Origin of the sequence: Rhizobium croatiense (assembly GCF_019793465.1) — a bacterium.
Lineage (GTDB): Bacteria > Pseudomonadota > Alphaproteobacteria > Rhizobiales > Rhizobiaceae > Rhizobium > Rhizobium croatiense.
The window spans coordinates 68,169-87,796 of record NZ_JAILYJ010000003.1; the positions used below are offsets into that span (position 1 = coordinate 68,169).

The 19,628-nt window shown below is 61.4% G+C and carries 18 protein-coding genes and 1 pseudogene; 8 read left to right on the forward strand and 11 right to left on the reverse strand.

Going from position 1 to position 19,628, the window contains the following annotated elements; genetic code table 11:
• Position 1: 1 nt before the first annotated feature.
• The 3 genes from K6M89_RS05960 to K6M89_RS05970 form a co-directional block, all read right to left on the reverse strand.
• The gene (locus tag K6M89_RS05960; protein WP_222138762.1) at positions 2 to 961 is read right to left on the reverse strand and encodes an ABC transporter permease; all 960 of its coding nucleotides are present in this window, start codon (positions 959 to 961) and stop codon (positions 2 to 4) included.
• Positions 962 to 1,035: 74 nt separating this feature from the next.
• Positions 1,036 to 2,622, reverse strand: a complete 1,587-nt coding sequence (locus K6M89_RS05965; protein WP_222138763.1) for an ABC transporter substrate-binding protein — start codon at positions 2,620 to 2,622, stop codon at positions 1,036 to 1,038.
• A complete protein-coding gene (locus tag K6M89_RS05970) occupies positions 2,619 to 3,350 on the reverse strand; it encodes a FadR/GntR family transcriptional regulator (protein WP_222138764.1) in 732 nt (243 codons plus the stop codon). Before K6M89_RS05970 ends, K6M89_RS05965 begins: the two co-directional genes overlap by 4 nt.
• A gap of 508 nt (positions 3,351 to 3,858) precedes the next feature.
• Here K6M89_RS05970 and K6M89_RS05975 point away from each other — a divergent pair.
• Both K6M89_RS05975 and ku (K6M89_RS05980) read left to right on the forward strand, forming a co-directional pair.
• Positions 3,859 to 5,004 carry a right-handed parallel beta-helix repeat-containing protein gene (locus K6M89_RS05975; protein ID WP_097582474.1) on the forward strand — a complete coding sequence of 382 codons (1,146 nt, stop codon included), beginning with the start codon at positions 3,859 to 3,861 and terminating at the stop codon, positions 5,002 to 5,004.
• Between the two features lie 96 nt (positions 5,005 to 5,100).
• Positions 5,101 to 5,901 (forward strand): non-homologous end joining protein Ku, encoded by an 801-nt coding sequence (gene ku, locus K6M89_RS05980; protein ID WP_222138765.1) that lies wholly within the window; start codon positions 5,101 to 5,103, stop codon positions 5,899 to 5,901.
• Positions 5,902 to 6,098: 197 nt separating this feature from the next.
• Here ku (K6M89_RS05980) and ku (K6M89_RS05985) read toward each other — a convergent pair whose 3' ends face one another.
• The 3 genes from ku (K6M89_RS05985) to K6M89_RS05995 form a co-directional block, all read right to left on the reverse strand.
• Positions 6,099 to 6,953 (reverse strand): non-homologous end joining protein Ku, encoded by an 855-nt coding sequence (gene ku, locus K6M89_RS05985; RefSeq protein ID WP_222138766.1) that lies wholly within the window; start codon positions 6,951 to 6,953, stop codon positions 6,099 to 6,101.
• Between the two features lie 18 nt (positions 6,954 to 6,971).
• Positions 6,972 to 7,202 carry a DUF2188 domain-containing protein gene (locus K6M89_RS05990; protein WP_222138767.1) on the reverse strand — a complete coding sequence of 77 codons (231 nt, stop codon included), beginning with the start codon at positions 7,200 to 7,202 and terminating at the stop codon, positions 6,972 to 6,974.
• Positions 7,203 to 7,276: 74 nt separating this feature from the next.
• Entirely contained in the window at positions 7,277 to 7,537 is a 261-nt protein-coding gene (locus K6M89_RS05995) for a hypothetical protein (protein ID WP_097582477.1), read from the reverse strand.
• A gap of 144 nt (positions 7,538 to 7,681) precedes the next feature.
• Between K6M89_RS05995 and K6M89_RS06000 the strand changes: the two genes are divergently transcribed.
• The 3 genes and pseudogenes from K6M89_RS06000 (at position 7,682) to K6M89_RS06010 (ending at position 10,657) form a co-directional block, all read left to right on the forward strand.
• Complete coding sequence (locus K6M89_RS06000) at positions 7,682 to 8,116, forward strand: OsmC family protein (RefSeq protein ID WP_222138768.1); 435 nt, start codon at positions 7,682 to 7,684, stop codon at positions 8,114 to 8,116.
• A 38-nt stretch (positions 8,117 to 8,154) separates the two neighbouring features.
• Positions 8,155 to 9,638: pseudogene (locus tag K6M89_RS06005) on the forward strand (FAD/NAD(P)-binding protein).
• Between the two features lie 113 nt (positions 9,639 to 9,751).
• On the forward strand, positions 9,752 to 10,657 hold the full coding sequence (locus K6M89_RS06010) for a DMT family transporter (RefSeq protein ID WP_097582478.1): 906 nt from the start codon (positions 9,752 to 9,754) through the stop codon (positions 10,655 to 10,657).
• Here K6M89_RS06010 and K6M89_RS06015 read toward each other — a convergent pair.
• Genes K6M89_RS06015 through K6M89_RS06030 form a run of 4 tightly spaced genes read right to left on the reverse strand, consistent with a single transcriptional unit; the run spans position 10,623 to position 16,480 of the window.
• Positions 10,623 to 12,305, reverse strand: coding sequence for a VOC family protein (locus K6M89_RS06015; protein ID WP_246642346.1), 1,683 nt, complete (start codon positions 12,303 to 12,305; stop codon positions 10,623 to 10,625). The genes K6M89_RS06010 and K6M89_RS06015 overlap by 35 nt on opposite strands.
• A 21-nt stretch (positions 12,306 to 12,326) precedes the next feature.
• Positions 12,327 to 13,922 (reverse strand): response regulator, encoded by a 1,596-nt coding sequence (locus K6M89_RS06020; RefSeq protein WP_222138771.1) that lies wholly within the window; start codon positions 13,920 to 13,922, stop codon positions 12,327 to 12,329.
• A 4-nt stretch (positions 13,923 to 13,926) separates the two neighbouring features.
• The gene (locus K6M89_RS06025; protein ID WP_064681164.1) at positions 13,927 to 14,352 is read right to left on the reverse strand and encodes a response regulator; all 426 of its coding nucleotides are present in this window, start codon (positions 14,350 to 14,352) and stop codon (positions 13,927 to 13,929) included.
• Positions 14,339 to 16,480 carry a sensor histidine kinase gene (locus tag K6M89_RS06030; protein WP_222138772.1) on the reverse strand — a complete coding sequence of 714 codons (2,142 nt, stop codon included), beginning with the start codon at positions 16,478 to 16,480 and terminating at the stop codon, positions 14,339 to 14,341. The genes K6M89_RS06025 and K6M89_RS06030 overlap by 14 nt, the downstream gene beginning before the upstream one ends.
• A 193-nt stretch (positions 16,481 to 16,673) precedes the next feature.
• Between K6M89_RS06030 and K6M89_RS06035 the strand changes: the two genes are divergently transcribed.
• The 3 genes from K6M89_RS06035 to K6M89_RS06045 all read left to right on the forward strand — a co-directional run bounded on the left by K6M89_RS06035 (position 16,674) and on the right by K6M89_RS06045 (position 18,693).
• Positions 16,674 to 17,051, forward strand: a complete 378-nt coding sequence (locus K6M89_RS06035) for a response regulator (RefSeq protein ID WP_064681162.1) — start codon at positions 16,674 to 16,676, stop codon at positions 17,049 to 17,051.
• Positions 17,052 to 17,521: 470 nt separating this feature from the next.
• The gene (locus tag K6M89_RS06040; protein ID WP_097582484.1) at positions 17,522 to 18,226 is read left to right on the forward strand and encodes a helix-turn-helix transcriptional regulator; all 705 of its coding nucleotides are present in this window, start codon (positions 17,522 to 17,524) and stop codon (positions 18,224 to 18,226) included.
• A gap of 29 nt (positions 18,227 to 18,255) precedes the next feature.
• Positions 18,256 to 18,693: a response regulator gene (locus K6M89_RS06045; protein WP_097582486.1), complete on the forward strand. Its 438-nt coding sequence runs from the start codon at positions 18,256 to 18,258 to the stop codon at positions 18,691 to 18,693.
• 64 nt (positions 18,694 to 18,757) lie between these two features.
• On the opposite strand, the gene K6M89_RS06050 is transcribed toward K6M89_RS06045, so the two are convergent.
• Positions 18,758 to 19,468, reverse strand: a complete 711-nt coding sequence (locus tag K6M89_RS06050; protein ID WP_097582488.1) for a sensor histidine kinase — start codon at positions 19,466 to 19,468, stop codon at positions 18,758 to 18,760.
• Positions 19,469 to 19,628: the final 160 nt, after the last annotated feature.

A 19,628-nucleotide genomic window follows, 5' to 3' on the forward strand; every position in this document is an offset into this window, starting at 1 on the left:
CTCAGCCCACCTTGATCCGCGGATCGACCAGCGCATAGGCGAGATCGGTCAGAAGGTTGACGGCGATGACGCAGGCGCCGATCATGAGCGTCGAACCCATGATAACAGGATAGTCGCGGCCTTCCACCGCATCGACCATCAGCAGGCCCATGCCGGGCCAGTTGAAGACGCTTTCGATGAAGATCGCCCCGCCGATCGCAAGGCCGATGGTCGAGCCGATCAGCGTGATGACGGGAAGCAGGGCATTGCGCAGCGCATGCTTAGCAATGACCCAGAATTCGAAGACGCCCTTGGCGCGCGCCGTGCGCACATAATCCTGGTTCAGGACCTCGAGCATGGAAGCGCGCATGTAGCGCATGATCAGCGCTGTCTGCGCCACGGCCAGCAATGTCGCGGGCAGGATGAGGTGATGGAGGAGGTCGGCGACGGAAAACTCCCGGCCGGGCGTCAGCATGCCGCCGGAGGGCATCCAGCGGAAATAGACCGAAAACAGATAAAGGCCGACCAGGGCGCTTAAGAAGGGCGGACTGGAAATACCGGTGACGGCAAAGACCGACAAGGACAGGTCGGCGATCGAATTGCGGCGAACAGCGCTGACGATGCCGGTGGCGATGCCGGCGATGATCGCGATTGCGATCGCCGATCCCATCAAGAGGACCGTCGGGCCGACACGCGAGAGCACGAGACCGAGCACCGGCTGGTCGGGCCGTTTGATCGAATAGCCGAGATTTCCCGTCAGCGCTTGCCCCAGCCAGGCGACATACTGCACCGGCAGCGGCTGATCGAGGCCGAGTGTGACGCGCAGTTCCGCAAGATCCGACGATGACATCGGCACGTTGGGATCGATATAGGCATCGATCGGATCGCCGGGGGTAAGGCGCAGCATGACGAAGATCAGCACGCTTAGGGCAAGCAGCATGCCCACGCCGATCAGCAGGCGCCGGAGACTGTATCTCAGCATGAAAAACCCGTTCCTGTGCGGGCGGACAGGTTCGCCGACCTGGCTGCCCTTTGCTTCTCAGGATGCGCTAGGCCCTATTCGGCGATCGCCCATTTTCCCGGATGCGCCTGGTAGGGGCCGCCGCCGGGGGCAGGCGTCCAGATGAAGTCCTTCAGCTTGGCGGAGGCGACGCCATAACGTTTCGCCACCCAGAGCGGACCCCAGGGCAGTTCCTTGTTCATCACCTTGCAGACCTCCTGATAGCGGGCCTCGCGCTCTGCGGCATCCGTCTCGCTAAGCGCCGCATCGAGAGCGGCGGTCAGCACCGGCATGCGCACGCGGGCGACGTTCGGGCCGGCCGGCGGGATCTGCTTCTCGTTGAGGCCGACATTGATGCTGCCCGGGTCAGGGCCGTTTTGCAGGCCGGCATAAACCATCTGGAATTGCGCGACGTCGGGCGTCGGGTTGAGCACGATGCTGTTATAGGTCGGGGTGTCGACGGCGCGCGGCGTGACGTTGATGCCGACCTGGGCGAGCATTGCCTGGACCGCAGCCATGACATTGGCGGCAAGCGGCGTCGTGTAATAGGTCAGAAGCGTTATCGGCTTGTCGCCGTTGATCTGATCCCAGCCGGCTTCCTTCAGCAACTGCTTGGCTTTTTCCGGGTCGTAGGCATAGGTCTCGATGCCCTTCGGCACCACCTGGTCGGCGATATAGGCGCAGTTTGCCGGTTTGGCGGCGCCGCCGTAAAGGCTCTGGATGATTGCATCGCGATTGATCGCATACATCACTGCCTGACGAACTCGGACATCCTTCCAGATCGGCGAGTCGTGATTGAAGCCGAGATAGTTGACGACGAAGGAGTTGCCTTCGATGACGCGGAAATCCTTGTTATTGTTGAAGGCGGTCAGATCGTTGGAATCGACATAGGTGAACTGGATCTCCCCGGCGCGCAGTGCGGCAATCGCCGCAGCCGGATTGGCGAAATAGCGGTTGATGATCTTTTCCAACGCCGGTTTGCCGCCCCGGTAGTCGGCGTTGGCGGCAAGTTCGACATATTGATCGGTGACGTATTTGGTGAACTTGAACGGCCCGGTGCCGATCGGCGCGGTGGACCACCATGTGTTCTTGGCGAGCTGGTCCGCCGGGATCTGCGACAGCGCGTGCTCCGGCAGCATCATCACCTTCGTCAGCGTGTCCATCAGGCTTGCTGACGGGGCCGACAGCTTGATGACCAGCGTCTTGTCGTCCTTGGCATCGGCCGAGGAAACGGCGTTCAGGCGAGCCGCGAGAACCGAGCCGGTCTTGGCGTTCTTGGCAAGCTCGATGGTGAACTTGGCGTCCTTTGCGGTGAAGGGCTTGCCGTCATGCCATTTCGCATCGGCGAGCTTGAACGTGTAGGTCATCTGGTCGCCACTGACCTCATAGGACGAGGCGAGTTGGCCGACGACTTTCTCGAGCTTCTCGTCATAGGTCACCAGCGGCTCGAAATAGACGCTGAGCCAGGTGAAGCCGCCCGTCGCGGCGAGCGGGTTGAAATTGCCCTGGAAACCGCCGGGACCGACATCGAAGCCGCCCGACAGCGTGGCGGCCTGCGCCGGGCCGGTGAAGGCCGGAATGGCGGTCGTCGCCATCATCGCAGCAAGCGCGATGGCGGATGATAATCTGAATAGTCCCTTCATTGTGCTCCTCCCACATTGGCACTTTTCTTATTGGCGGCGATCACCCGGGAAATGCCGTCATAGTGGCGGTCCAGGCGGTTCTGCGCTTGCGCGACGTCCTTCGCCTCGATGGCATCGACGATCGCCGCGTGATCCCTCCAGGTCGCGACGGGATCGACATTGTCGAGATTGACGAAATCGGAGGCCTTGTAGAAGGCGAGCCAGAAGACATCGATCAGCCGGGCAAGGGTCTCGTTGTTCTGGCAGCGGAACAGCAGCGTATGAAAAAGCTGGTCTTCGTCGCCAAAGGATTGACCACGCTCGGCATGGATCCGCATGCGGTCCACCGTGGCGCGCAGCTCGGCAATATCGTCGGCGCCGATCATCTCGACCGTCTTGCCGATCAGGCCGACTTCCAGGGTCCGGCGGATCTCGATCACTTCCTCGATCTGGCGCAGAGCGCCGCCGAGGCCATAGGCGAGATTGTCGAGCAGCGGTTCGAATGAGAAGGCTTTGACGAAGATGCCGATGCCGCGGCGCGATTCCAGCACCCCCAGCGATTCTAGCGCCTTGATGCCCTCACGCAGCGAATTGCGGCTGACGCCGAGCTGGTTCGCCAGGTCGGATTCGGCCGGAAGCATCGTGCCGGGCTTCAACCCGTTGTCGCTGATATAGGCCCGCAGGCTTTCCTGCACGGACACGTGGAGAAGAGGCGCGCGGGCGAGGGGCTTCATGGATTTCAGCGACATGCCATTCCCATTGGTCTGCAATGATGATTGTTAAGACATATCCACTTGTAGGATATCCGTCAAATGGATTTGTTTGACCCGTCGCAGAGATCGCTTGGATCACTGCGCCGACGTTCCGTTCGCGGCCGGTGATCCGTGTCAATGAAGGCATGAAGACGCGTCTAGGTCCGGTTCTATCGATCCGGAGACTGTGACTGCGAGGATTTAATGCATGTCGCCCGGAAGTGTGCAGCGGTTCCGGGACAACGACATGCATAAAAACAAAGGGCTAAAGCGCGTGGCATGAATTAAATTTGATGCGGCGCGCTTTAGAGATCGCATGACGGTCTGCTAAGTGAAGCAGGCCGTCAAACTCCTGCCACATGCCCTTCATTAATTCGGCGCGACTGCGTGTTTCTTAAATCGGAATTGATTTAAGGATAAAGCCATGCAGCAGCTCAATGCGTTACCGCATCCCTTGCGCCTCTGAGAAGCGCAGTGCCCAGGTAATCGCGCCGATGGAGATCCGATGCCCGCAATCCTGCGAAAGAAATCTCATGGCGTCTCCACGCGGGCGCAGGTCATCGACGGTGCTGAGGATATCGGCGTCGCCTATCAGGTGTTTTCCGATACGGTGGTCGAAGACGTCGTCGTCAAGAACTCGCCGCGCGGCTTCAAGTTTCACAACGGCAAGAACCTCGTCGTCAGGCGCTGCGAAACGGAAAATGTCAGGGGCGACGGCATCTATCTGACGAAGACGTCGAACGTGCTTCTGGAAAACAACCGCATGGGCGCCGCACCGGGCGAGGGCGCCGACTGCTGCCAGTTCGCCTATCAAAACAGCGACGACAATATCAGTTCCGATATCGTGATCCGCGGCAATCTCTTCCTGCAGTCGCCGACAAGCACGTCGAACAAGGGCGCGCTGGTCTGCGACAAAACCCGGAGATACCGCGTCGAGTACAACTTCATCGGCGGCAAGAATTTCTCCTTTTCGTCGATCGGCGACGATGCCGTGGTGCGCAGCAACATCATGCGTGACGGCAGGATGAACGACTATTCCTTCGGCTACGGCATCGGCGACAAGGCCGATCATGCCGGCCATCACCTCTACGACAACTGGATCGAGAACAACAATCGCGGCATCAGCCTGAGCGGCTTTTCCGACCAGGAGCGGGCATTCCGCAAGGATATCGATATCCACGACAACGTTATCAGCGCATGCGATGTCGCCTTCTTCGCCAATCGTCCGTGGTCGGGCAGCCTCAGGCGCAACATATTCATGCGGTGCCGGCAGGACATCCTTTTGAAAGGAACGGGCGAAGCCACAGCCGGTCAGATCGATGGCAATTATCACAATGACGGCAGCTTCCTGAACGTTACGCCACCGCCGCTTCGCTTCAATCCCGACGGCAAGGCATCCGTCGCCTCAGGGGAATGGACGTCCGAACCCGACGAGATCAGCATTCAATGGCGTGACAAGGGCGTGGATATCCCAGGTGCCAACCGGCCCTCCATAGCCGTCGAGCCCGGCATGGAATTGTCTTGTGTGCTGCTCGCCCGCAAGGGCCGCAACTGGATGCTGGCGATCGCCGAGGCCGCCTATGACGATTTCACCCCGCGCGCATGGCAGGAGAAAATGCTCCCCTGGCAGAAGCGGTATCTCACGATCTGAGCGGCCCGCCGTGCCGCCGATCACGACCGTCCGGAACTAAAGGCCGGCTTTGCCGTTGATTGCCGTGTCCCAACGTGTCGGGGAGATAGGACAGCCATGGCACGCCAGACATTCTGGAAGGGTTATCTCAAGCTCTCGCTCGTCACCGCCTCCGTCTCGCTGACACCGGCGACGACCGAAAGCAACAAGGTGCATTTCCACGTCCTCAATCGCCAGACGAAAAACCGTGTCGAAAGCCGCTATGTCGACAGCGTGACCCACAAGCCGGTCGCCGACGGGGACCAGGTGAAAGGTTTTCCGCGCGGCGAGGACGACTATGTTCTTCTTGAAGACGAGGAGATCGAGGAAGTCGGGCTGGAAAGCACCCGCACCATCGATATCGACAGTTTCGTGCCGCGCGGTTCGATCGACTGGATCTGGTACGACAAGCCGCATTTCCTGGCACCCGCGGACAAGGTCGGCGTGGAAGCCTTCTGCGTCATCCGCGAGGCGATGAAGGCGAACGATGTCGTCGGCATTGCCCGTCTGGTCCTCTACCGCCGCGAGCGTGCCGTGCTGTTGGAGCCGCAAGGCAAGGGCATCATTCTGTGGACGCTGCGTTATGGCGACGAAGTGCGCGAACCCTTAGCGGAAATCGACGATAAGGCAAAGATCGACAGCAAGCTTTTGGCGCTGATGAAGCAGTTGGTGAAAGAAGAAACCAAGGATTGGAGCCCGACCATGGTGCAGGATCCGATCCAGAAGCGCCTGAAATCGATGATCCGCAGCAAGCAGAAGAACCTGAAGAAGGCCGCACCGGCCAAGAAACCGGTGCCGGTGAAATCGACCGGCAACGTCATCAACATCATGGACGCGCTGAAGAAGAGCCTGGCGGAAGGCGGCGGGAAGCCGCGTTAGGGGAATTTCAGCATCTGCGAAGCGGTGTCGTTAAAGCTCGAGCGGTTCTGCGTCTCTAGCAATATCTGAACCGCTCCAGATACCGCCGATTCAGGACGGCATTTTCTTTTCCAGCGGGAAGACGAAACTGCTGCTGCCCGCGCGGCTTCGGAGCGAGTTTGAAATCGCGCTTCGCCTGATGGGATTCGAGAGCCATCTCAGCCTGCCTTCTTTCTCTGGCTGTCGCTGCGCGCCGGCGCCTTCTTCCTTACCGGTGTCTTCTTCGCCGCACCCTTGCCGCTCATCCCGGCGCTCTGGCGCAGCGCCTCCATCAGATCGACGACCTTGCGTTCCGGCACCGGTCTCTTCTTCGGCGGCGCCCGGCCCTCGATCTTCGCCTTCACCAGCTCGACGAGAGCGGCTTCGTAGCGATCCTCGTAGGCGCTCGGGTCGAAGCTGCCGTGCTTGGTTTCGATGATGTGGCCGGCGAGTTCGAGCATCTCCTTGTCGAACTTGATGTCGGGAATGTCCTTGAAGACCGTGCCGGCCGAGCGCACCTCGTAGTCGAAGTTCAGCATGGTCGCGACGATGTGGGTATCATGCGGTCGGATCAGCAGCGTTCGGTTGCGCCGGAAAAGGACAGCTTCGGCCAGCGCCGCTACCTTGGCGTCCCGCATGCCCCGGATGATCAGCGACAGCGCTTCTTCATCATGCTCATCGACGGGTGCGAGATAATAGGGACGGTCGAAATAGAGCTTGTCGATAGCGTCATAGGCGATGAAAGCCTTGACATCGAGCACCTTGTCGCTCTCCGGCATGATCCCCGAAATCTCGTCGCCTTCGATGACGATGTAATCGCCGTTCTCCATCTGATAGCCCTTGACCTGGTCGTCGCGCTCCACCGGCTTGCCGGTCTCGCTGTCGACGAATTGCCGTTCGACGCGATGGCCGGTTCTGCGGTTGATGATGTTGAAGGAAACGCGATCGGAGGAGGAAATGGCGGTATAGAGCCCGACGGCGCAAGCAAGGTCGCCTACCTTCAGATGACCTTTCCAGCTTGCCCGCGCGGCCATTCCATCCTCCGTGACAGATCAGAGCCGACTGCTGCTCTTGCCGGTTTCGAGCTCCTGGAATGCCCAGCCGCCGTCGGGTGAGGGGTAGGCGAGCAGCGCGTCGCCATCGCCGATCTTCTGGCGCGACGCGGCGTCCTTGGCGCGAACGATTGCTTCGTCGGCCGTCGCATAGGTCTCCGACAGCGTGTCGCCGAGCTTGTAGGCCCAGCCATTGTCATGCGGGACGACCTGATAGGTGATGTCGGCCATTTCGGATCTCCTCTTCTTCGACCTCATTTGCGCATTCGGGCCTCAGGACCGCTGCGCAGGTTGCTTGGAATTGCCTAGTTCCGATTTGGTTTGCGCCTTTCATCGAGGGCGATGATCTTCTCGAGCGAAGCGATATCCTCGCTGGTGACGACGGGAACCGGATCGGCGGCAATCGCCTCCAGCACCTCCTGCGAGATGGCGCCGTTGCGGATCGCCCATTCCAGCGTCTCGCGTGTTTCCCGCTCGGCCTTCAGCTGCGCATAGAGCGCAACGATCAGCCGGTCGCGGGCATCCATCCGTCGGTCCTGACGATCCATCTTGCGGACATGCGGCATTGCAATCCACCTTTGTCACTGATTTCGCTCAGGTGTAATCAACTGATGGCGGATGGAAAGGTTCCGCTATCGGCGACCGCCGGCGCCGTTGCCGGCCGGTGCGGATTGTCCTATCTCTGCGAAGCTGTTGCAGAGGATTCCTTCATGGCTGATCTCAAGGCTCGCCCCCGTCCGACCGGCGCCACCGCCACTCTCGGCCGCACCGGTTTTCCACATGTCACGTCCACCACGAAGGGCGAGATCGATATCGTCACCGCGCCCTCGCAGCCGGGCTTCAGCCCGCTCGATCTGCTCTATGCCTCGCTCTCGGGCTGCCTCGTGCTCAGCGCCCGCATCGTCGCCAGCCAGATGGGCGTTCTCGACAGGATCAGCGAGATCGCTGCCGACGTCACCGGCGAAAAGGCGACGGAAGGGCTTTCACGCGTTGCGAAGTTCAACATCGTCTTCTCGATCAAGGGCGATATCGACGAGGAGACACGCAGCAAGATCATCCATGCCGCCGAAGACGAAATCTGCACGGTCAGCAACACCATCCGCGGCAATCCCGAATTCTCGACGACGATAGTAGTATCGGGCTGATCTGCACAAATCGACAATCGCAGTGGATTGCGCCGGCAATGGCCGGCTTCTATGCTCAAGCTATCGAAGCAACGGTCTCGGCATCATGCAGCCCAAGCCTCCGCCGACGTCCGGAACACCCGTCGTCGCCATCATCGGCGGTGGCGTCTCCGGCGCGGGCGTCGCCTATCATCTCGCCCGGACGATGGCCGACGCGCATGCCGTCATCGTCGTCTTCGAGCCGCGCGCCGAGCTCGGTCGCGGCCTGGCCTATGACACGGACGACCCGGCCCACCGGATCAATGTTCCTGCCGCCAAGATGAGCCTGCAGCCTGACGACCAGGGCGAATTCCAGGCCTGGATCGACGCCCGCAACGCCGTCGCCTGCGACCCCGAGGCATCACGCTCCGACGGCCAGATCTTTCCCCGGCGTCGGCTCTTCGGCGACTATGTCGCCTCCCTGCTGAAACCGCTGCTGGACGACGGCAGCGTGCGCCATTGCCGCGCGGCCGTGACCCATGTCGAGCGCCATGCCGGCCGCTGGTCCATCCGCGACGACAAGGGCGGCGTGACGGAGGCTGATATCGTCGCGATCGCCACCAGCCATCCGCCGCCGGTCGCTCCCGGCCGGCTTACAACCCTTCTGGCCGCCCATCCCCGTTTCGTCGCCGACACGACGAAGCCGGGTGCGCTCGACGTCATCCGTCCCCACGACCGAGTGCTGGTCATCGGCAACGGCCTGACCGCCGCTGACGTCATTGCCTCGCTTGCCGAACGCGGACATGATGGTCCGGTGACGGCGATCTCGCGCCGTGGCCTGCGCTCGCGCGGGCATGCGCCGGCGCCGCAGCCGCTCTATGGCGATTTCGTTGCCGATGTGGCTCATTCCGCCGTTTCGCTGCTGGCGGGAATCCGCGCCGCCATAGATGCAGCGAAGGCGCAGGGCATAAGCTGGCATGGGGTGATCGATCAGGTGCGGGCGCAGGGATTTGATCTCTGGCAGGCGCTGCCGATGGCCGAACGGCGTCGTGTCGTCCGCCATCTGCGTTCCTATTGGGATGTGCATCGTTTCCGCATCGCGCCGCAGGTGGAAGCCGTGATCGACGCGGCGATCGCTGCCGGTCGTCTGGAAATCCTTGCCGGCTCCGTCGCCGATGCGCGCATCGAAGGCGAACGCATTCGGTGCACGCTGCAGCCGCGCCACCGGCGCCAGCCGTTGGAGCGCAGCTACGACGCCGTCGTCGTCACCACCGGGCCGGCCCATGGCGGCATTCTCGAAACCCAGCCCTGGCTCTCGGCGCTCGCGGCAAGCGGCCACCTGTCGCTCGATCCCACGGGCCTCGGCCTTGCCTGCACCGAGCGCTCGGAGGCGATCGGCCCGTCGGGGACCGCGGACCCTTCGCTATTGATCTCCGGTCCCTTGGCGCGCGGTACCTTCGGCGAGCTGATGGGGCTGCCGCAGGTCACCGAGCATGCTTTCTTCGTCGCGACCGAAATCGCCGCAAAGCTGCGGCTGGCTGTGTCGAATACGCATCCCGCCTGATTTTCCGTTTCGATGTCGCTCATCGGCTGTCCCCGGCGGTCGACTTCTGCTACGCACTCGGCAATCAGTGGCCCGCTGCCGGTGTTCGGGCGGCGATCGGAAATATCGAGATCATGTCGCAGACCGCTTCCACCCTTTCCGAAGCCTCGCCTTCCAATCGTCTCGCTCTTGCGGCGCTCGTTCTCGGCGGGGCGGCGATCGGCGGCTCGCCGATCTTCGTGCGGCTGTCCGAGGTTGGTCCGATGGCCACCGCCTTCTGGCGCGTAGCGCTGGCGCTGATCCCGATCTTCATCGTCTCGCTGCTGAAGAAGAATGCCGGGCCCAGACCGCAAAGCCTTGCCGACTTCGGCATGCTGGTTCTTCCGGGCGTCATGCTGGCGCTCGACCTTGCCGCCTGGCACCTTTCGCTGACCATGACCTCGGTCGCCAACGCGACGCTGCTTGCCAATCTCGCGCCCGTTTTCGTCACGCTGATCGCCGTCCTGTTTTTCAGGGCGAGAACCAGCGGCGTCTTCCTGTTGGGGCTGCTTCTGGCGCTTGCCGGGGTCGTTATTCTGAAAGGTGGTCCGGCAGGGCTGGGCAATGGCGATTTGAGCGGCGACGGCGCCGCGATGATCGCCGCCTTCTTCTATGCCTGCTATATCCTGGCGATCGGCAGGCTGCGCAGCCGGTTCGATACGATCCGCATCATGCTGTGGAGCACGGCATCGGCTGCCGTCTGCATCTTTCCGATAGCCTTCTTCTTCGAAGGCCAGATGCAGCCGGCGACCCTTTACGGCTGGTCGATCCTCTTCGGCCTCGCCTTCATCAGCCATGCCGGCGGCCAGGTGGCGATCACCTATGCGCTGGCCTATCTGCCGCCCGCTTTTTCATCGCTGACGCTGCTGCTTCAGCCGGTCGTCGCCGCGATCCTCGCCTGGGCGCTGCTCAATGAGGCGATAGGGACGATGCAGGCGCTGGGCGCCGCGGTGGTGCTTGCCGGCATCATGGTCGCCCGAGCGTCTCGCTCGTCGGCTTGACCGCTTGCTGCTCCAGCGGCGAGGGATCATCGCCCATTCTCTGGAGCAGCCATTTCTGGATGATCGGCACATCGGCATCACCGAGGTCGTGACCGCCCGGGATGACGTCGGAATCGACAGTGGCGCCCGAACTCTTCAGCCTGTCTTCGAGTTCGCTCGCATATTGGCCGTAGGCATCCGTCTTGCCGCTGATGACGAGCAGATCCGTACCCTTCAGATCGGCATGCGGATAGTCGCTGAGTACAGGCATGGAGCGCAGCAGCACCGCCTTGTGAACGAGATTCGGGTGCAGGTAGAGCAGCGAGTTCAAAAGGTTGGCGCCGTTGGAATAGCCAACATAGACGATCTTCTTGGGGTCGAGCCCGTAGGATTTGACGGCGCCGTCGATGAAGGCTGCAAAGGCTTCGGCCTCAGTCTTGATGTCGTTCTGGTCGAAGGAGAAGGGTGTAATGCGCTTGTACCAGCGCGGAAAACCCTCTTCCGTGGCACGGCCCCGCACGCCCATGAGGGTTGCGCGCGGCGCCGCCTTGTTCAGCAGCGGCATCAGCGTCGTCTCATTGCCGCCCGAGCCGTGCAGCAGCACGAAGACGCTGCCGTCGGGATTCGGCGGCGTGTAGAAGCGATGGACGAACGGCAGCTCGCGATAATTGATGCGCGGTTGGCCGGGCATCGAAAATTGCGGCAGCACTACCTTCAGCTCGTCGAGATTGGTGATCGCGTCGGGCGGCGCGAAAAGCTTCGTTCCGAGTGCAGCGCGCTCTTCGTCGACGGTCATGCCCGGCTTGTCGGTCGCAAGCTCGACCAGCGTGCCACCCGGCTCGCGGGCATAGAGCGAACGGAAATATTTGCGGTCATGCATGTTGGTCGGCGACGCATTGGTCGCCTCCAGGGCCTTGCCGACCGACAGCAGCGTCTCCTCGTCCGGGGCGCGGAAGGCGACGTGATCGACGGTGCCGGTGCCGGGCGCCCCGGACCAGAAGCCGCGTGCATCGCGCACGTCGATAATGTCGCCCGATTGCGAAACCAGCCTGTCGATCGTGCCGCGATTGGCCTGGAAGCGGTAACCGAAATGGCTCTCGAGAAAGCTCCGGCTTTCGTCAGGCTTTTCCGTCAACATGGTTGCACCGCGCACGCGCTGGACTGCATGTTCGACCGGGATCGAGGCACCGTCCCAGGCGGCCGGCGATGTGAGGTTCTTGGCGCCTGCGAGCTTGAGGATGATATTGTCGGGATCTTTCAGCCTGAGAACAGGCTCGCCGAATTCGTCGGTCGGCCCCTCCGAGCGCAGGCCGAAGCTCATGGCGCGCGTCAGCCAGTAGCCAATGCTCGCCGGATCGATCGCCAGCGAAATCTCGCTGATCTGGCCGTAGCCCGCCCGGCCGGGGGCGCCGTCTTCCCAGACGAGGAAGGTGAGCAGCGAACCCGGCGTTCCCGCCGCATCGCCATAGAGGAGATGAAGCTGCATCACATCTTCGTAACCGGCCGTCTGCTTGACGAGCCGCATGCCGAGAAAGCCGGCGTAAAAATCCACGTTCGCCTGCACCTTGCGGGTGATGGCCGTCACGTGATGTATGCCTGATACCATCGAGAGCAGTCCTGATTGAAGCGGCGTCGTCAGGAGCGCGAGTATGAAAGTTGCAAAGATCATACCGTTGCCAATGACCACCGCTTAGTTTTGTTCCGCACAAAGCGCAAGCGAATCGCCGCGCTGCAGCAGCTCCAAATGATCAACGTCTTCGAGGGCCTCTTCCAGTTGCTGCAGGGTGGGGGGCTTGACCATATAGGCGCGCGCGCCGAGATTTCTGGCCCGCTGCATGTCGGTCTCGTCGCTCGAGGTGCTGAGAATGCAGACGGGAATCCGTTTCAGTCGGGCGTCGGCCGACAGTGCGTTCAGCACCTCGAAGCCGTCCATGATCGGCATGTTGATGTCGAGCAGCATCAGGTCGATCTGCGGCAGGTCGGCGATGTCGGCGCGCTCCTCGAGCAGCCGCATCGCCTCGCGTCCGTTGGTGGCGATATGCAGGTTGAAGGTCACCTTCTCCCGCCGCATCAGCTTGATTTTCAGGATCTGGATGTCGGCCGGGCTGTCTTCGACGAGCAGCACTTCGGCAAGCCTGCCGGAACCTTCGCCCGGCTGCTCCGCAGGCTTTGCGCTGGGCGTAACAGCCGATGCGGCCGGCGGCGCGGGCCGCGCCGCGGCGAGCGGTATTTCGACGATGAAGCTGGCGCCGGGCCCCTTCTCCGGTTCGCACCAGATCGCGCCGCCATGCAGCTGCGCGATGCGGCGGCAGATCGCAAGGCCGAGCCCGGTGCCCTCGATGCCGCGGCCGACCAGCCGCTTGAACGGTTGGAAGATCAGCTCGCGGTGCTGCGGATCGATGCCCGGTCCGTTGTCGCGCACCGTCAGGCGGCAGGTATCGCCCTGCGCTTCGCCCGAGATCGTCACCTCCGGAGCTTTTTGATCACAATAGCGGATGGCATTGGACACCAGGTTCTGCAGAAGCTGGGCCAGCAGCGTCGCATCGCCCATGACCTCCGGCAGCGCCCCGCGAATGATCACGGCCCCGCGGCTCTCCATCTGCAGGCGCAGATTGTCCTCCACTTGGTTGAGCACATCGGACAGCGAGACCGGCGTCAGCTCCGGCCCGCCATAGGCTTCGAGCTTGGTGAAGCCCGAGACCTTGACGATCAGGTCTTCCATGTGGTCGGCGGCGCTCAGCACGTAATCGAGCAGTTCCCGGTCTTCGGCCGGAAGTGCTGCGGAACCGTGCAGGATGCGGCTGAAGGATTTGATCGTCCTGAGCGGCTCCTTCAGATCATGGGCCATGGCGCGGGTGAAGATCTCGAGCGATTGCCGCTTCTGCTCCAGCTGTGCTTCCAGCATGCCGTGCATGATGGCGTTCTGGATGCAGCGATGCAGCGTTTCGGGCGAAAGCGAATCCTTGGTAAGATAGTCGCGCGCGCCGGCCTTCATCACTTCGACGGCGACGGTCTCGCTGCCCTGGCCGGTCAGCATGATGACATTGGCGACAGGATCGTCCTCCAATATATCGGCCAGCACGCCGAGCCCGTCGCGCCCGGGCAGCGAATAATCGAGCAGGATGCAGTCCGGCCGCTTGCGCCCGTTCAGCGCACGGCCCTCTTCGCCGGTCTCCGCCTCGACGACGGTGTAGGCGGTGCTGGAGACGCGGCCCAATATGCGACGATAGACCTCGCGATCGTCGATATTGTCGTCGATGATGAGAATGCAGCAGCCTTCCGCCAAACCGTCAGTCCTCGAGCGGAAGGATTGCGATTTCGAACCAGTATTCCTTCAGCCGCTGGATCGCGGCGAAGAGGCCGTCGAGATCGACCGGCTTCTGCACATAGGTGTTGGCGCCGAGCGCATAGCAGCCTTCGATGTCGCGCTCGTCGTCGGAGGTCGTCAGGATCACCACCGGAATCTTGCGCCAGCCGTCATTCGACTTGATCGCCTCCAGCGTCTTGCGGCCGTCAAGCCCGGGCATGTTGAGATCGAGCAGGATCAGCCCGGGTTTCGGCACCATCGTCGCGAGCATGTCGAGCGCCTCCTGCCCGGAGGCCGCCCAGCGGATCGAGTTGCGCAGGTTGGTGCGCTTGAAGGCGCGCATCGTCGCTTCGAAATCGTCTTCGCTGTCTTCGACGATGAGGATCGGTTGCGTGTCACGCTGCTGCATTCTGCCCCTCGCGCTTTTTTCCCAGGGTGAAATAGAATGTGGTGCCGGCGCCGACTTCGGATTCCAGCCAGATATCGCCGTGGTGCCGCGCGATGATCTTGCGGACGAAGGTGAGGCCTGCTCCGGTCCCGTCGTCGGAATCCTGCGACTTTTCGAGACGTTTGAAAATGCGGAAAATATCCTCATGGAATTCCTGGGGTATGCCTTTGCCGTTATCCCTAACGAAAAACACGTTGCGAGCAACCGTGCCGTCCTCGCCGACATAGCGTTCGAGATAGCCGATCGAGACCAGCGGCGCCGGCTTGTCGTTGTATTTGATCGCGTTGGTGATGAGATTACGGAACACTTCGGTCAGCCGCGGCGCGTCGCAGACCACGTCCGGCAGCCGGCCGTCGATGACGACCTTGGCATGCCGCTCCTCCAGCAGGAGCTCCATCGTCGCCACCACATCCTTGACGATCAGACCGATATCGGCGCGTTTGACCGCCAGCTGCTGTCGCCCGAGCCGGGAGAAGTAAAGCAGGTCGTTGACGAGTTTCTCCATGCGTTGGCTGAGACGCACCAGACGGTTCAGCCGGCGCACGCCGTCATCGTCGAGCTTGTCCTCATAGTCTTCGAGGAGAAAGCGGGAATGGTTGTGCAGGCCGCGCAGCGGCTCCTTCAGATCATGCGAGGCGATGTAGGCGAATTCATCGAGGTCGTGGTTGCTGCGCTCGAGTTCGGCGGTATAGGCCTCGAGCTGGGCAAGCGTCGTTTTCATCCGCTCTTCCTGCCGGGCGCGCTCGCTGATGTCGCGAACGATGCCGACGAAGGTCTTTGTCTCACCGCTGACGACGACGCTGATGGACACGTCGATCGGAAAGACGATGCCGTTCTTGCGCCGCCCGGAGACCATGCGCGTCGTGCCGATGATGCGCTCCTCGCCGGTCTTCCGGTAATGGGCGAGATAGCCGTCGTGCTCGGAATGATAGGGCTCCGGCATCAGCATCTTGATGTTCCGGCCGATCGTCTCCTGCGGGGAATAGCCGAACATGCTTTCGGCCGCCGGATTGAAACTCTTGATCGTTCCACGTTCGTCGATGACGATGACGGCATCGGGGGTGCTGCGCACCAATGCGCCGAAACGGATGCGTTCGGCCTCGAGATTGTGGTGGTTGCGCAGGAAATAGAAGACGAGGATCGCGATCAGCCACAGCGTGGCGGCGGTGATCGTGCGGTTGGCGATCTCCTGCCAGAAGCCCGCTTCGTCGTGCCGGACGGCGAGGAAGCCGAGCATCAGCAGCACGGTGCAGGCAAAGGCGAAGAAGAGCGGCGCATTCCTGTTGCCGAACCAGAGGGCCGTCAACACCAGCGGCACGTAGAGAATGCCGTTGGCAAGGCCAAGCGGGGTATAGAGATCGACAAGAAGGCCGGTGAAGCAGACCGCCGCCGGGATCCAGAGCGGGATCTGCGCCCGGTTTGCCGGCTGCAGCCACCAGGAGCGGGCAAGAAGGCCCGAGCCGAAGAACACCAGGCCGATCGCCGTATGCAGCGCCATCGCCGCATAGGGCCCCCAGCGGTAGCCCTGTTCGGCATCGGTGACATAGCCGGCGAGCGCGATCATGCCGAGCGTGATGACGACGTAGCTGGTCAGCTCCTGTACCACCTGGCTTTTCGACGTCTCGAGGTAGAGGGAGAGCAGCAGCGAAAAATTGGCGATCAGGAAAATCAATGCCGTGTTGGGGCCCATGCCGCCGCCGATCTCGGCGATGAAGTCGGGCGGAACCAAGAGGTGCGAGATCAGCATGTCGACATTGTGGAAGCGCCGCCCGAGCATGGCGATTTCCACGAGCCGGGCCGCCGCGATCGCCGCTGCAAACCCCGCCATGACCGTTGCCGCCGTGCGAAAGCGGCGGCCGGCCAGCGTCGAGGCGGCAAGCCCGACGCCGGAAAGCACGAAACAAAGGGCGGTGTTGAAAGCCATCGACGGGAAGCCGGGGATCAGCGAGATGACAATCGCGATCTGCAACAACCAGCCGGCCAGCGCACTGGCGCCGAGTAGCAACATCAGGCAGCCGACAGCAATCGCGAAGGCGCGGTAGCGCCGCCTTCGCTGATCCTGCAGGTCCACGTTGCCCTTATCCTGCACCCGTGTATCCTCCTTCGGTTCGCGCGGCCATTTTTTCCGAAATCGAGGAATACTCAATAGGCAGGCGAAGTCGCCGCCGCGCTTTTTGCGAAATGATTTTTCGATAAGATGGATCGAATTTTCGTGAAATCGCGATATCGTGAGGTCGAAGGACGGCGAGGTTCATCGAACAATATCCAAATCATGGTGCTGGATGCCTACCATCGTGTACGTCGACGACAGCAGGGATGATCTCTTCTATCTCGACTATATCCGCAAGAAGCAGCAGATAGACGTCGATCTGTTCTGTTTTTCGACAGCCGAGACGGCGCTCGAGGCGCTGAAGCAGCGCGTCGCCGAAGGCTGGGCTCCGCCGGAGCTGCTGATCGCCGATCTCTACATGCCGCTCGACAGCGGCATCGGTCTGGTGAGCAGGCTGCGCGGCGACGATCGGTTCAGCGCGATGCGGCTTGCGATCTGCAGCGGATCGGATGCCGATGAGGATCGCGCCCGCGCGCTCGAAGCCGGTGCCGATTTTTACCTCGAGAAGCCGCTTGACCTCGCCGCGATCGTTCTCAATCTTGAAGTGTAGGAAACGGCAAAAACCAATGGTGCGTTTCCTGGCGTTCGTCCGGGCGATATGAGAAACCGCAATTGACAAGGCCGAGTGTGCATCCCAAGATGCAACCGAAACGAAGCGGACGGAATTAAAAATAAGCGCTGAGAGAACCGAATGGACCCGCGTTCGCCGCCACGAACTTCAGCCAACCCCTTAGCTAAATGGGCCTATCGGCTCTCTCGCGCTTACGTCTGGCACTGCCTTCTCGCATTCATGGATGTTGAACGCGTGAAGATTTACGATACCCAGGTAAGAACTACTGCCCCTCAGTATAATCTGCCCGTGCATCACCTGTAGTTGAGATAACTGATGATTTCCGCCTTGCGTACCGAAAGTCCCCGTTTCGATATCTCTCATCAACCGTCTCGCAATTTTTGTAGCTCTTCGCGTTTAGGACGTATATCCCAAGATTTGGGGATCGGGAGAGGAGAGGAAGATTGGGAATGAGCAATGCCGCGGCAACTCCTTTTCATGCCGGGCCGGAGCTGAGCCGGGCGATCAACCGCACCGATTTTTTCCGTCTGCTGAAAGCGGCGGCACAGCATTATCACTTCGACAATTTCGCGCTTGCCCGCATTTCCGAAGCTTCGGCTCCTTTCGGTGAACGCGATGTCGTCATTACCAATGTCCACGAGCGCCGCGTCGGCCTTTTCATCGCGACGTTGAAAGAGGCGCTCGGGACTGTCCGTGCAAAGAGCGCCCAGTTTCTGGCAACGCCGGTCCATGGCAGAAGTGCTGAGCCGGATACCTATCCTTCAGATCGCCTGTTCAACGAGTTCCGCAACGGCGTCTTCCTTTTCATTCCGCTGTTCACGCCGGAAGGGCGGCGATATTGCCTGGTGCTGAGCGGCGAGCGTGAAGAGCCGGATCAGGGCGAGCTCGCCGACCTGCTTCTCGATGCCATGCGGATTTTCGATAAGCTCTACGAGGAAATCCTGACGCCGGAAATGTCCGGACGGCTGACCCAGCGCGAATCGGAAATCGTCAAATGGACGAGCGAAGGCAAGACCTCGGCGGAAATCGCCATCATTCTTGGTCTTTCCGAGCACACGGTCAATTCGCACATCACTGCGGCCGCGCGCAAACTCGACGCGGTGAATCGCGTCCACATGGTGGCGATCGCCCTGAGAAACGGTTTGGTGTCGTGAACATGGACTTCGGGACTGGGGAAAAAGAGATGGCCAGCGAAACGGTCCGAAAGAATGCGGTAAAGGTTCTCTTTGTCGACGACGAGTTCATTGAATTCCGCGCGCTCAAGAAGAAGATCGCCGAGCTCTCCGAGCCGCTGGTCGAGGTCGAATATTCGCCGTCGATCGGCGACGCGCTGGAAAAGATCCGCGCTGCTCGCTTCGATCTCATCCTGCTCGACAACCGCCTTCTGCCCAATGCCGATTTCCGCGAAACGGTGCCGGAACTGCGCGGCATCGGCTATACCGGCCCGATCGGCGTCGTCTCGACTGATATATCGGGCGGCTATTTCCAAGAGTTTCCCGATTACGGCGTCGACTTCCGCATCGGCAAGGACGAGATCGACGCCCAGACGCTGCAGCACATCATCCGCGAATATGTGCACTATGACGTCCCGGATTTCTGGAAGGACGATTACAGCATTTAATGCATTCGCCCGGAAGCGTGCAGCGGTTCCGCAACGACATGCATAAAAACAAAGGGCTTTAGCCTCAGGCAATCGGGAGGCGGATGGTGAAGCGGCTGCCGCTTTCGTCCGAATGTTCGAGGCTGATATCCCCGCCAAGCGCCTTCAGAAGCTCCTGCACCGTCGTCAGGCCGAGGCCGGCGCCGGGGGCTGTCCCCGCCTTCGGCAGTTTCCAGAATGGCTCGAAGATCCGCTCCTGATAGGCGGGATCGATGCCGGTTCCATTGTCGGAAATCCGGATCAACCAGCTCTCCCCCTCCTGCTCCGCCGTGATCGCCACATGCGGCGGCGATGAACCGCGATAGGTGAGGGCGTTGGAAATGAGCTGCCTCAGCACCAGGCCGAACAGGGCAGGGTCGGTGCGAATGGAGGGCAGGCCCCGGCAGGCAAGCGTCGCGTCGCGCGCGCCTGTTTCATCGACCAGCTCGGGCCAGACATGTTCGGCCAGCGCCTGCAGGCTGACCTCTTCGGGCGTGACCTGAGGCGCCCCACCGGCAAGGCTCATCAATGCCTTGGTGAGCCGCTGCGCGGCTTGCGCCTTTTCCATGATCATCCTGAGGCTCTGAAGCTGTTCTCCGTCAAGCGTCTCCTCGAGATCGTCGAGCAGCAGTTCGGCATACATCGCGATATGGCGAAGCGGCGACTGCAGGTCGTGCGAGGCGGTGGCGAGAAAACGCTTGATGCGCTCTTCGTTGTCGCCGGTGGTTTCAAGCGGTCTCGTCGGGTTGGGTGACATCTGGCGGTTTCCCCGATCTGCTGCGTCCGTCGGGCGCCTTTTTCAAGGGCGCAGCGGACGCTGTAATATCTTGAATTGCTGCATAATTTTATCCTGGCAATAGGCAACAATAAAAACAGGGCGCCGGCTCTGCAACCGGCGCCCTGTTCAAGGATGCGTT